General features: G+C 58.5%; 11 protein-coding genes. 6 read left to right on the top strand and 5 right to left on the bottom strand.

What is annotated here, in order from left to right:
* Nucleotides 1–17 precede the first annotated feature (17 nt).
* The 3 genes from AC6I79_RS22225 to AC6I79_RS22215 are packed head-to-tail and all read right to left on the bottom strand — an operon-like array spanning nucleotide 18 to nucleotide 3,024.
* Nucleotides 18–1,334, bottom strand: coding sequence for an MmgE/PrpD family protein (locus AC6I79_RS22225; protein ID WP_498027779.1), 1,317 nt, complete (start codon nucleotides 1,332–1,334; stop codon nucleotides 18–20).
* Nucleotides 1,331–2,482 (bottom strand): amidohydrolase, encoded by a 1,152-nt coding sequence (locus tag AC6I79_RS22220; protein WP_498027778.1) that lies wholly within the window; start codon nucleotides 2,480–2,482, stop codon nucleotides 1,331–1,333. Before AC6I79_RS22220 ends, AC6I79_RS22225 begins: the two co-directional genes overlap by 4 nt.
* Entirely contained in the window at nucleotides 2,479–3,024 is a 546-nt protein-coding gene (locus tag AC6I79_RS22215) for a GNAT family N-acetyltransferase (RefSeq protein WP_021509027.1), read from the bottom strand. Before AC6I79_RS22215 ends, AC6I79_RS22220 begins: the two co-directional genes overlap by 4 nt.
* A gap of 252 nt (nucleotides 3,025–3,276) precedes the next feature.
* Between AC6I79_RS22215 and AC6I79_RS22210 the strand changes: the two genes are divergently transcribed.
* Genes AC6I79_RS22210 through AC6I79_RS22200 form a run of 3 tightly spaced genes read left to right on the top strand, consistent with a single transcriptional unit; the run spans nucleotide 3,277 to nucleotide 6,896 of the window.
* A complete protein-coding gene (locus AC6I79_RS22210; protein ID WP_498027777.1) occupies nucleotides 3,277–4,347 on the top strand; it encodes an iron-containing alcohol dehydrogenase family protein in 1,071 nt (356 codons plus the stop codon).
* A 34-nt stretch (nucleotides 4,348–4,381) separates the two neighbouring features.
* Nucleotides 4,382–5,680, top strand: coding sequence for an LLM class flavin-dependent oxidoreductase (locus AC6I79_RS22205; protein WP_058770255.1), 1,299 nt, complete (start codon nucleotides 4,382–4,384; stop codon nucleotides 5,678–5,680).
* 16 nt (nucleotides 5,681–5,696) lie between these two features.
* Nucleotides 5,697–6,896, top strand: a complete 1,200-nt coding sequence (locus tag AC6I79_RS22200; protein WP_264443995.1) for an aminotransferase class I/II-fold pyridoxal phosphate-dependent enzyme — start codon at nucleotides 5,697–5,699, stop codon at nucleotides 6,894–6,896.
* 143 nt (nucleotides 6,897–7,039) lie between these two features.
* Here AC6I79_RS22200 and AC6I79_RS22195 read toward each other — a convergent pair whose 3' ends face one another.
* Entirely contained in the window at nucleotides 7,040–7,441 is a 402-nt protein-coding gene (locus AC6I79_RS22195; RefSeq protein ID WP_021509031.1) for an H-NS family histone-like protein, read from the bottom strand.
* Nucleotides 7,442–8,153: 712 nt separating this feature from the next.
* Here AC6I79_RS22195 and fhuE point away from each other — a divergent pair.
* Nucleotides 8,154–10,352, top strand: a complete 2,199-nt coding sequence (gene fhuE, locus AC6I79_RS22190; RefSeq protein ID WP_498027776.1) for a ferric-rhodotorulic acid/ferric-coprogen receptor FhuE — start codon at nucleotides 8,154–8,156, stop codon at nucleotides 10,350–10,352.
* Nucleotides 10,353–10,453: 101 nt separating this feature from the next.
* Here the strand turns inward: fhuE and AC6I79_RS22185 are convergent, their stop codons facing one another.
* Complete coding sequence (locus tag AC6I79_RS22185; protein WP_031279999.1) at nucleotides 10,454–11,353, bottom strand: nickel/cobalt transporter; 900 nt, start codon at nucleotides 11,351–11,353, stop codon at nucleotides 10,454–10,456.
* Nucleotides 11,354–11,513: 160 nt separating this feature from the next.
* Between AC6I79_RS22185 and fetA the strand changes: the two genes are divergently transcribed.
* Nucleotides 11,514–12,182 carry an iron efflux ABC transporter ATP-binding subunit FetA gene (gene fetA, locus AC6I79_RS22180; RefSeq protein ID WP_498027775.1) on the top strand — a complete coding sequence of 223 codons (669 nt, stop codon included), beginning with the start codon at nucleotides 11,514–11,516 and terminating at the stop codon, nucleotides 12,180–12,182.
* On the top strand, nucleotides 12,169–12,930 hold the full coding sequence (gene fetB, locus AC6I79_RS22175; RefSeq protein ID WP_325924117.1) for an iron efflux ABC transporter permease subunit FetB: 762 nt from the start codon (nucleotides 12,169–12,171) through the stop codon (nucleotides 12,928–12,930). The genes fetA and fetB overlap by 14 nt, the downstream gene beginning before the upstream one ends.
* Nucleotides 12,931–12,962 lie beyond the last annotated feature (32 nt).

Below are 12,962 nucleotides of genomic sequence, written 5' to 3'. Positions count from 1 at the left end.
ACGCGCGCCGCCAGGATTCAGGCGCGCAACAGTTGGCTTAATGTAGCCAAATCCGCCGTGCTTTGCAGCTCACTGATAGCCAGTAACTGCTGCTGGCGCGCCGGCACTTCATGGCGCAGCGCCTGACGCAGTTTAGCCGCCACATCTACGCCATCCGCCAGCGACTGCTGCCGCGTGCGGCGCTGCTGCAGCTGACGACCCTCTTTCAGCGTCAGCGTGACGAGATGAAAACGCCGCGCCGGGTTGAGCGCATCGGGCGGCGCGGACGCATCCGGCGTGCGACGCACTTTGGCCGCCAGCGGCATCACCGCCGGATTAAGCGCACCTTCGGCAAAATCTTCCATCCGCAAATCGTCATACATCAGCATGGCGGCAATCACGTATTCCAGGCTAAAGCGTGCTTCGATGCCGTTAGCCGGCACGCGAACTGCCGCCGCGATATCGCCACCCGGCGGGAAGGCGACCGTGATGTCATCAATATTTTCCAGCAGCGAGTCCAGCGAGTGGCCTTCCGCCAGCCAGGCGCGCCGCAGCAGACGTGCCGCTTCGGCAGCGCTGTGAGTTCCGGCGCAGGTGGGGAAGGGTTTGAACTCCAGACCGGGGGTACTGATGCGCCACGGCGCGCCCCAGTTTTCCACCAGCCGTTGCGGCTGCGCCTCGCCGTTACTGCTGGCGGCGAGAAACGCGTCGAGCACGCCTTCATGCCGGCCATCGAATTTCGCCAGCGTCAGCTGCGCCGCCATCACCGCACGCTCTGCCGCCAGTCCGGCGTGCAGCGGCTTCACCGCTGAACCAAACTGAGCGCGCAGTCCGCTGGCCTGGGTCGCCGCGATGCCGATCAGCGTGGCGCAGTCGGTTGCATTAAGCTGCAGCAGACGTGCCAGCGCGGCCGCCGCCGCCAGCGTGCCCAGCGTGGCCGTGTTGTGATAACCCAGCGCATAGTGCTGCTGGCTGGCGGCCAGTCCCAGCCGGCCAGCCACTTCCACGCCGATGACATAGGCATCAAGGAACGCTTCGGCAGTGGCGGGCTGCTGCTGCTGCCAGGCAAACAGCGCGGGCAGAATCGCCACGCTGGGATGGCCGCGAAAATCGGCATGGAAATCATCGTAATCCAGCGCATGGCCGGCATAGCCCAGCAGTAACGCCTGTGAGCGTACGCTGCCGTCGCCATAAACCTGTCGCAGCGCCGGTAAGCCGCTGTCCGGGACCTGCTGCTGTAACACCGGCCAGCTCACGGCGAGAAAATCCTGCACGCCAGTGCGCGCGGCATCACGTGCCGCCGCATCCGGCTGGCTTTGCAGGATGCGCTCAGCCAGCGCGTGGCTCAGGTTCATGCCTGCTCCAGACTGCGAAGCGCCGCCACGGCGAGTTGCGCGAGGTAGCGTGAGGTGGGCAGTAACACCGCATCATTGATGCGAAAAGCCGGATGGTGCAGCGCAAAAGGTTCGCCAGTGCCGATCATCACAAAGGCGCCGGGCAGCTGTTGCTGATAAAAAGCAAAATCTTCGCCGATCGGGCTGGCTTCCACCACGCGCGCTTCAAGTCCGCTGGCGGTGGCCTGTTGCAGGGCAAAATCCGCCCAGTGCGCATCATTCACCACCGCAGGCGGACCGGCGTGCCAGTTAAACTCAACCTCTGCGGCAAAAGCCGCACCGAGGCCGAGCACGATTTCGCGGAAGCGCTGCTCCAGTCGCTCACGCGTGGACTGAGAGAAGGTGCGCACCGTGCCTTCCAGCCAGGCGCTGTCCGGAATAACGTTCCAGGTGCTGCCGCTGTGCAGCTGGGTGATCGACACCACTGCGTTGTCAGCGGAGGGGGCGTTACGGCTAATTAGCGTTTGCGCCGCGGAGACTATCTGCGCCGCGATAACGATCGGATCGTTGCCCTGATGCGGTTTGGCGGCATGGCTGCCGGTGCCGGTGATGCGGATATCGAAGCGATCCACCGCCGCGGTCAGCGCACCGGCTTTGCTGCCCACCACGCCAGGCGGCAGCGACGGATCGTTATGAATGCCGAAAATCGCCACCGCCTCCTGCAGCGCGCCGGTAGCGATGACATCCGGCGCGCCCTGGCCGGTCTCTTCGGCGGCCTGGAACAGAATCCGCACGCGGCCGGGCAGCGTTGCCTCCTGCTGCTTAAGCAGAATCGCCGCGCCAAGTGCAGCGGAAGCGTGAAAATCGTGGCCGCAGGCGTGCATCACGCCAGGACGCTCCGAGCGAAAAGCGACCTCCGACTGCTCTTCAATCGGCAGCGCATCAATATCCGAACGCAGCACAATCAGCGGTCCCTGTGCCGGGCCGACTTCCGCCACCAGACCGGTTTTCAGTGGCAAATCAACGATGCGAATCTGGTGCTGTTCCAGCTGCTGGCGCAGGCGGGCGGTGGTTTCAAACTCCTGATTAGAGAGTTCCGGAAAACGGTGCAGTTCGTGGCGAAAGGCGATCAGCTGCTCGCCCAGCGCGGTTTCATTCAGTTGGCTCATGCCTGGCTTCCTTGTGATGCCGCCTGGCGCGTCAGCCAGGCATCGTGCGCGGTTTCATCCAGCACTTTTTTCATATATTGCGTGATGTGGCCTTTGCCGAGATCGGTGGTGTGCATGAGCACAAATCCGCGCTTGCGATACATATCAATTAGCCACGGATGGCTGATGGCGGTACCGAGCGATACCGCCGGTGCGCGTAACTGGCCGCGTAAAATTTCCTGCTCCAGACGATCCTGAACCTGGCGGCCAAACTGCTGCCCCGCGTAGTCCGGGTGAGCGCCAAACCAGCCGATATGCGGCAGGCCGAACGGACCCGGCAGCGGGCCCCATGGATAACGCACGGTGACCGAGGAGACCATCACGCCCTGGGCATACAGCGCATACACGCCGTGGCTTTGCAGATGCCGCAGCGTTTTCTCGCGGTCAGCGGTGGCCGCATCAAATTTGATCCCCAGCGCCAGCGTGGGCGCATAGGCGGCATGCATCAGCGCCTGATAAGTGTCCACTTCGTCTTCAGTGACCTGACGAAACTCAAGTGTCATAGCTATCCCCGGAAAACCGCCCGGCGGGCGATAAAGAAAGAAGGCTCAGAGTAGCAGTAAAGCGCTGACGGGCTATATGTGAAATCCGGATAAGCTAATGCAAATTTGTGAAAATGAAATGGCGGCTTTTTCATTGCACAAATCGCCATTTACCGTAGTATGCATAAAATACATAGCGCTATAACTATTTCGCATTAATCCTCTGAAATATAACAATTTTGTTATGGCGTTTTTCCTAATCAGGGTGACAACGTGTTAGCGATTAAATCTCCGCGTGCCTACGCACACGAACCGGGACTGCGTGCGCGCACCGGCGAATTCATTAAATCTTATGCTACGCATATCCGTATTTTCACCTCTCCGCGCGCCTGGCAGGCGGTTAATCCGCAATTAACGCAAAGTCTGGAAACCTGTGGTATTCGCTGGGAAATCGAGTATTTGCACGGCGAATGCACCGACGCGGCCATTGATACGCTGAAAAGCAATCTGCAACAGCAGCAGGCTGAACTGCTGCTGGCAATTGGCGGCGGGCGCGTACTGGATGCGGCTAAAGCGGTCGGCAGCCAGTTACCGGAAATCACCGTCGTCAATTTCGCCACCGTCGCGGCGACCTGTGCCGCCTGGTCGCCGGTGGCGATTATTTATGACGCGCAGGGCGGCCACGTGCGCAGCCAGCCGCTGGGCAAAATGCCTGAACTGGTGCTGGTAGACAGCGAAGTGATTGCGCAAAGTGATGTGCGTTACCTCAAAGCGGGCATTGTCGACGCGCTGGCTAAATACTACGAGTTCTATCCTTATCTGCGGCACAACCCCCACGATCTCGCCCTCGATCTTAAAGTGATGACCGCGCAGCGCGCGCTGGATGTCTATCGCCAGCACGGTGCCGCCGCCGTGATGGCCAACCAGCAACAGCGCGTGACGCCAGATCTGGTGAAGGTGATCGATGCCAGTATTGTGCTGGCCGGCCTGGCCAACAGCGTGCGTGACGTGCTGCCAACGCCAGGCTTTGCCCATGCGATTCATAACCGTCTGACCCATCAGCCGGAGCTGCACCACTGGCTGCACGGTGAAAAAGTCGGTTACAGCCTGCTGGTGCAGTCGCTGATTGAGCACGACGGTGAGCCGGACGCCGCGCTGCTGGCGCTGCTGCGACAGTATGATATGCCGCTGACCTTAGCGCCGCTGCACGGCGATCGTCGCGCAGCCATCAGAAGCATTGCTGAACAGATCAAATTCCCGGCGGCCAGCGCCGAACGTCTGCCGTTCCGCATCAGCGCGGATGCCTTAGAGCAGGCGCTGCTGGCGACCGAGAACGCCTTTTAATTGTTATTGACCCTTTTATTGACCAGGAAAAAATATGGCTACTTCATCTTCACGCCGCATCCGTTTAGGGCTGTTTGTACAACCGGTTGGACAGCATGTGAGCGGCTGGCGGCTGACGGAAAATCTGGGCGATCCGACGGATATTGACTGGCTGATCACCATCGCGAAAAAAGCCGAAGCCGGTAAGTTTGATCTGTTCTTCGTGGGTGATGCACTGGCGACCAGCATGTATCGTCTGCCTTCCACCATGGCGCGTCTGGAGCCGTTAACGCTGCTGTCGGCGCTGGCGGTCAACACCAAACGCATTGGCCTGGCGGCGACCGCCTCGACTACCTTCAGCGACCCGTTCACCATGGCACGCAGCTTCTCGTCACTGGACCACATTAGCCGCGGCCGCGCCGCCTGGAACGTGGTGACGTCGTTCTCTACCGATGTGGCGCGTAACTTCAGCCGCAGCGATATGCCTAATCATGCGGAGCGCTACGCACGCGCCCGTGAATTCCTCGATGTTACCTATAAGCTGTGGGACGGCTGGCAGGCAGGGGCGGTGCAGCCCAACAAAGAGACCGGTCAGTACTTCATTGATGACAAAATTCAGCCGATTAACCACGTCGGCGAGCACTTCCAGGTGCAGGGCCCGCTGAACATTACCCGCTCACCGCAGGGGCGTCCGGTGATTATCGAAGCCGGTTCTTCCAGCGATGGGCAGAAGCTGGCGGCCGAGACTGCCGAGGTGATTTTCACCGCCTCGGCCAGCCTGGAAGAAGCACAGAGCTTCTACCGTTCGCAGAAAGATCAGGTGATTGCCGCCGGACGCAATCCGGATCACGTGGTGATCATGCCTGGCGTGATGCCGATTGTTGGCCGCACGCGCGAAGAGGCCAAAGCGCTGTGGAAAGAGCTCAACACGCTGGTTGATATCGACAACGGTCTGCGTCAGCTCTCGCTGCGCTTCAATATGGATCTGAGCCAGTATCCGCTCGACGGTCCGGTGCCGGAAGTGCCGCTGGGTGAAGGCAACCAGAGCCGCGTGAAACTGATGACCGACATGGCGAAACGTGAAAATCTGACGCTGCGCGAACTGGCCGCGGTAGCCGCCGGATCGCGTGGTCACCGGGTAATCGTCGGTACCGCGCAGGATATTGCCGATGACTTTGAGTTGTGGCTCAACGAGGGCGGTGCCGATGGTTTCAACATCATGCCGGCGATCATGTCCGAGCAGCTGGATTTGTTTGTGGAGCTGGTGATTCCGGAACTGCGCCGTCGCGGTCTGTTCCGCGAAGAGTACGAGTTCGCCACGCTGCGTGAAAACCTCGGCCTGCCGGTGGTGTGAGAGACAGGAGCGAAACATGATCACCCTATCGAAGCGCGTACAGTCTGTGTCGCTCTCGGCTAACGCGGCGGCACGCCAGCTGACCCGCCAGCTAAAAGAGCAGGGCGTGGATATTCTTGACCTCACCACCGGTGAGCCGGATTTTGATACGCCCGCGCACATCCGTGCCGCCGCCAGCGCCGCGATGGATGGCGGTGAAACCCGTTATACGCCGACCAATGGCACCACCGCGCTGCGTAAAGCGGTGCAGGCCAAACTGGCGCGGGAGAACCAGCTGCAGTACGCGCTGGGTCAAATCTGTATCGCCAACGGCGCAAAGCAAATCATCTTCAACGCGTTTGCCGCGACGCTAAACGACGGCGATGAGGTGATTGTGCCCACGCCATATTGGCCAACTTTCCCGGACAGCGTGCGCTTCAACGGTGGCGAGGCGGTGCTGCTGCCTTGTCCGCTTGAGCAGCAGTACAAGCTGCAGCCGGCGCAACTGGCGCAGGCGATCACTGAGAAAACCCGCTGGCTGGTGCTGAACAATCCCGGCAATCCCTCTGGCATGGTGTACAGCGCACAGGAGTTGCAGGCTCTGGCGACGGTGCTGCGCGATCATCCCAATGTGCTGATTATGCTGGATGAGCTGTACGAACATATCCTGTTTGACGATCGTCAGCACGTTAGTCTGCTGCAGGTGGCGCCAGATCTGGCTGAACGCGTTTTGCTGGTGGGAGGCGTGTCGAAAACCTATGCCATGACCGGCTGGCGCATTGGCTTTGCTGCCGGGCCGCAGCCGCTGATTGATGCCATGGTGGTGGTGCAGTCGCAGAACAGTTCTGGCGCCAGCGCCATCAGCCAGGCGGCGGCGGTTGCGGCCTTTAACGGTGGGCTCGATTTCCTGCCACCGCAGCGCGCCGCGTATCAGGCGCGACGCGATGTCATTGTGCAGCAGTTGCAGCAGGTGGCCGGCATTGAAGTGCTGCAACCTCAGGGCGCATTTTTTGTCTTTTGCCGCTGTGCCGGCCTGCTGGGCAAAACCCGGCCTGACGGCGCCGTACTGCATGACGAACAGGATGTGCTGAATTATCTGCTGGAGAGCGGTGTGTCCGGCGTGGCGGGCAGTGCTTACGGCCTGTCGCCGTATTTCCGTTTGTCGATCGCCACGGATATCGATAGCGTGCAGGAGGCGGGTAAACGTATTGCGCGCGCCTGTGCAACGTTAATCTGACGGGCGGGTGTGGGAAGGCGTAATGGCCTGATCACCTCGCGGCACACTGTATGAAAGGAATGCATGAAAGCATTTAGGGTGCCGCGATACAGGGGCGGTGATGCGGCAATTAGCCGGTTCCGCCCCGATTTCCTGCGACTGGATTAAATCAGAAAATCATCCAGCGAACCGCCAGCGTCAATCGCTGACTTTATCGGCGAGGGAGTACGACCCTGACCGGTCCAGAATTTCTCATTACCCTGTTCGTCGGTAAATTTATACTTCGCCGGACGCGGTGCACGTTTTGCTTTGCTCTTCGTTTCACCCTGGTTTAATTGCGCCAGTTCATTAATTGTAATGCCGTCTTTGCGCAGCATCTCTTTATATAACGCCAGCTTCTCTTCTTTTTCGCGCTGTGCAGCACTCTCTGCAGCCGTCTCTTCGCGGCGTTCGGCGACCACCACGGCAAACTTCTCCAGCATTTCGTTTAATACCGCAACCTCAATATTACGTGCTTCAGCACGCAGCGTACGAAGATTGTTCAATGCCTTGAGTGCATCGCTCATGTATAAACCCTTATTACTGATACCACTGATTTGAAAGCGTGCATTCTACGGCAATTTTATTCAAATGGAAATATTCACCCGCCGACAGATTTGTCCGGAAATATGCCCCGACCTGTACAGTTTTTGATTGGGCGTAAAGATTTTTGTCTCTTCATTGATTACGCATAAACATGTTAGCGGCGGATTTAATATTACTCGCCACCTACGTCAAGCCGTTCATTTAACATCGCGGCATCTCACACAATATACGTCACGGCGATTTACAGCTTAATAAATGGCGTCATGTTAACAACGCAGCGATTGCTGCAGGGATTAAAAGCGTAACTGGTCAACCTTAGCGCAGAAAAGGAAATTTTATAAACACCTTCCCATCGGCAGCGTAATTATAAATCAATGGCGGTGACCGGGTACCAGGCTGGTACATACGTGGTGTTCAGATGCCATAGCAGGATGCAGGCACAGCCGTTCAGGCGGGGAGGCCGTAGGTCACGCACCGGTTGACTCAGATTAAGGATGATTTCAGGCGTGATAGTTTCCTGTAAAGCAGTATTAGTGCCGTTACTCCCTGAAGCATAAGATTTTTTCGCAGTGTAAAGGCGTCAGAAAGGCAGTAACAATTTCTTGCAATGTTAATCTTAATGCGTATATTTCTCATTTGCTTTCTTAACCACATGCTCACCACAAAATAACGATAAGCCGATTGAGGAATATTATGTCTTGCAAAGAGATGCGCGTCCGGGACGCAGGTCTTGCGCCGCAGCGCGCGCTGCGCCTGTCACTGCTGGCAGTGCTGGTTGCCTCGGGTGTCGCTCAGGCGGCCGATACGCAAAACAGTGAGGCCACCCTGACCGTTGATGCCAGCGCCAGCGCGGAAGCGCAGCAGACGCAGGCCGCAGCGGATTACAGCGTACCGGTGACGCGGGCCGGCACCAAAATGGCGCTGACCGCACGTGATATTCCCCAGTCGGTCACCATCATCAGCAAGCAGCGCATGCAGGATCAACAGCTGCAGTCGCTGAACGACGTACTGAGCAACACCACCGGCATCCACGGTGTGGCCGCCGATATGGACCGCATCAATTACTATTCGCGCGGTTTCCTGATCGATAATTACATGACCGACGGCATTCCGACCGCGTTTGCCCAGCGCTGGAACCTCGGTGATGCGCAGACCGATACCGCGCTGTACGAACGCGTCGAAGTGGTGCGTGGCGCAACGGGCCTGCTGACCGGACCGGGCAATCCTTCCGCTGCCATCAACATGGTACGTAAACATGCCGACAGCAAAGAGTTTACCGGTAGCCTTGAAGCTGGCTATGGCAGCTGGAATAAGCAGCGTTACGTCGCCGATCTTTCTGCACCGCTGTCACCGGAAGGCAACGTGCGCGGTCGCCTGGTGGCCGGCTATGAAGACAAAAACAGCTTCATTGAACGCTACGGCGCCGATAAGAAGTTTATCTACGGCGTGGTCGACGCTGACGTGACGGACGCCACCAGACTGTCTGTTGGTTATGAATTCAGCCAGGTAAATACCGATTCACCTATGTGGGGCGGTGCGCCGCGCTGGTACACCGACGGCACGCAGATCCACTCCCGTCGCGGCTATAACACCGCACCTGAATGGGCTTACAACAACAAAGAAAATAAAAAGGTCTTTGTTAACCTGCAGCAGAATTTCGATAACGGCTGGAACATCACCCTTAACGGCACGCATAACGAGATGTTCCTCGACAGCAAGCAGCTGTATCTCGACGGTTACTTCGATAAAACCACTGGCACAGGCGTCTCTGGTTATGCCGGCTATCCGGTAGTAGGCGGAACCGGCTACAACACCGGCAAACGTAAGGTGGATGCGGTGGATGCCTTCGCCAGCGGTCCTTATGAACTGCTGGGCCGCCAGCATGAGCTGATGGTCGGGGTGAACTACAGCCGTCAGGACAACAAATATTACAGCGCCTGGGCCAACATTTCGTCAGCCGAGCTGGGCAACTTCAACCAGTTTAACGGCGATTTCCCGGAAACCGACTGGAATCCGCGTGAACCCGCGGCCGACACCCAACGGGTGCGGCAGAAGTCAGCGTATCTTGCGACGCGCATCAATCTGGCCGATCCGCTGCACCTGATTGTCGGGGCGCGCTACACCAACTGGAACCGCCAGACGCTGACGGCAGAGATGGAGAAAAACAACATCACGCCGTACGGTGGGGTGATTTGGGACTTCTACGATAACTGGTCTGCCTACGCCAGCTACACTTCGGTGTTCCAGCCGCAGGATTATCAGGATGCGTCAGGCGCGTATCTCTCACCGGTAATTGGCAAAAACTACGAAGCGGGCGTGAAATCTGACTGGTTCAACAGCCGTCTGACGACGTCGGTATCGATTTTCCGCACCGAACTGGATAACGTCGGCCAGAGCACCGGTCAGACCAATGCGCAAACCGGTAATACTATTTACGTGGCGAAGAAGGGCGTGGTAAGTCGTGGCGTCGAGTTTGAGGTCAACGGAGCGCTGACCGATAACTGGCAGATGACCTTTGGCGGGACCTCGTATGTGGCGGAAGACGCCAACGGCGATCGCTACAATTCACAACTCCCGCGCACCTCGTTCAACCTGTTCACCAGCTATCGCCTGCCGATGCTGGACCAGCTGACGCTGGGCGGCGGGGTGAACTGGCAGGCGAGAACTTACGCGGACATCAGTGGCCCGGATGGCAATGGCACCTGGCGCACCCGTCAGGGCAGCTATGCGCTGGTGGATCTGTTCGCGCGCTACGACGTGACCAAAAACCTCAGCCTGCAGGCCAACCTGAATAACCTGTTCGACAAAGAGTACGACGAAAACGTCGACAGCACCGGCATCGTCTACGGCGAACCGCGTAATTTTATGCTGTCCGCGAAATACCGTTTCTGATCAGTAAGCCAGAGCCCAAAGCGGCACCTGACGTTCCCTCTCCCGCGTGCGGGAGAGGGTTAGGGTGAGGGGAAAACCGCACCCTCCCCAAACCATGCACCTCAACATCCCGCCGCAATATAATCCCCGTTGGCACTCACCGGCACCACGGTAAAAAACAGCACCAGCGCAAACATCACCAGCAATATCCCACCGGCGATCCGCACCGCTCTCAGCAGCGATGCCGCCTGCGGCGAGCGCTCTGCCAGCCACAGCTGCCCGGCGCGCTGACGGTAATGCTGCACAAACAGTGCCAGCGCCACCAGCGCCATGCCGGTACCGAGCGCCATACTCATCACCGCCAGCATGCCCCAGCGCGTAATGCCGATGACGCTGGCGAACAGCAGCACCGTCAGCGCACCGCTGCACGGCCGCACGCCGGTGGCGATGATAATACCCGCCCAGCTTTTCCAGTCGCTGCCGTGCCCAGCCGCGACGCCATGCGCGTGGCCGCAATGATCATGATGATGCTCCGCTGGTGGCCTGCGCCAGGCTTGCAGCAGCAGCATCACGCCCAGCCCGGCAATGAACACAGCGCTGGCTTTCTCCAGATACCAGCGGCTCAGGCTGAGATCGCCGGTGGTCAGGTTAAAACCAACCGCCAGAATAAAGACAAAGGCAATCGCGCTCAGGCCCTGCACCAGGCTGCCCAGCAGCGGCACGCTCAGCGCCACGCCGCGCGGGGGCTGATGGGTGGTCAGCCAGGTGGTAACGATAAATTTACCGTGGCCGGGACCCACCGCGTGCAGAATGCCGTAAATGAAGGTCACGGCCAGCAACCACAGTCCGGCACTGTACTGGCCGCTATTGATTTGCAGTAAATGGGTAACCAGCAGCCGGTGCAGCTGAATCTGACTTTGCAGCGCCCATGCCTGAAACGCGCTCCAGTGCAACGACAGCAGCGTCAGCGCGCTCAGCAGCAGCACGCTCGCGCAGAGAAATCCGGTTTTGGTGGCGGTCATAGTAATGAAGAAAGTGGTCCTGAATGTCACCAGCATGCGGATTTCTGCCGCGTTGTAAAGCCACGGCGGTTAAACGGCAGCCGCTCTCCGCATCGTGACGCATTCCCCTGCCTTGTGCAGCTGTCTATAATCTGCCGACAATTTCTCACGGATGCCTTTTATGTCTGCTGATTCTCCTTTGCTGGCGGTACAAGACGTCACGCTGGCCGTGCAGGGGCGCACCTTGCTGGCGCCGGTATCACTGCAGCTGTACGCAGGTGAAACGCTGTTGCTCACCGGCCCGTCCGGCAGCGGCAAAAGCACGTTGCTGAAAATTATTGCCTCACTGCTGGAGCCCGATAGCGGCCAGATCCTGTTTCAGCAGCGGGATATTCACACGCTGAAAGTCGAACACTATCGCCAGCAGGTCTCCTACTGTTTCCAGACACCGCAACTGTTTGGTGACACGGTCTACGATAACCTGGCGCTGCCGTGGCAGCTGCGTCAGCAACAACCGTCGCGCGAGCAGCTGGTGGCGGCGTTGCGCAGTCTGCATTTACCCGCCGACATGCTGGACAAAAACGTTGCCGGACTCTCTGGCGGTGAAAAGCAGCGGGTGGCTTTGCTGCGCAATCTGCAGTTTCTGCCACAGATATTGTTGCTGGACGAAGTGACCAGCGCACTGGACGAGTCTAATAAACAACGGGTTAACCAGCTGATTGCCGCGCTGGTGGCGGAAAAAGGGCTGGCGGTGATCCGTATCAGCCATGACGTACAGGAGATTGATGCCGCTGAGCGTATTCTGCGGCTGACCCCACCCGCAGCGGGAGAACAGCATGAATCAGCATAATATCAGCGACAGCTCGCTGCTGCTTTCACTCATGCTGGTGCTGGTAGCGCTGCTGATTAGCCAGAAAGAGAAGCTGGGGATGAGCAAAGACATTCTGTGGAGTGTCACGCGCGCCATTATCCAGCTGGTGATCGTCGGTTACGTTCTGAAGTCAATTTTCGATGTTAATAATGACTGGCTGACGCTACTGATGGTGCTGTTTATCTGCATCAATGCAGCGCTGAATGCGCGCAAACGCAGCCGGCAGATCGATCATGGTTTTATCATCGCGCTGGTGGCGATTACCAGCGGTACGGCACTGACACTAACGGTGCTGCTGCTGAGCGGCGCCATTGCCTTTGTTCCCATGCAGGTAATCCCCATTTCCGGCATGATTGCAGGTAACGCCATGGTGGCGGTCGGGCTGTGTTTCACCAATCTCAATCAGCGCTTTAGCGACAACCAGCAAAAAATCATGGAGATGCTCAGCCTGGGCGCGCCGATCAAACGCGCATCCGCCGGGCTGATGCGTGACAGTATTCGTGCCGCGATGATCCCCACCGTTGACGGCGCGAAAACGGTGGGGCTGGTAAGTCTGCCAGGCATGATGTCCGGGTTGATTTTTGCCGGGATCGATCCGGTAAAGGCCATCAAGTACCAGATCATGGTGACGTTTATGCTGATTGCCACCGCCAGCCTGTCGACCATCATCGCGGCGTATCTGTCCTACCGTCGTTTTTACACCGCGCGGGCGCAGCTCAAACCGTAGATTACGCCTGAAACCGCAGCGCCACGCCGCTG

It is taken from the genome of gamma proteobacterium symbiont of Scutellera amethystina, from assembly GCF_059730845.1.
The sequence above is the reverse complement of the archived record's forward strand: the minus strand, read 5'-3'. Positions and strand labels throughout refer to the sequence as shown.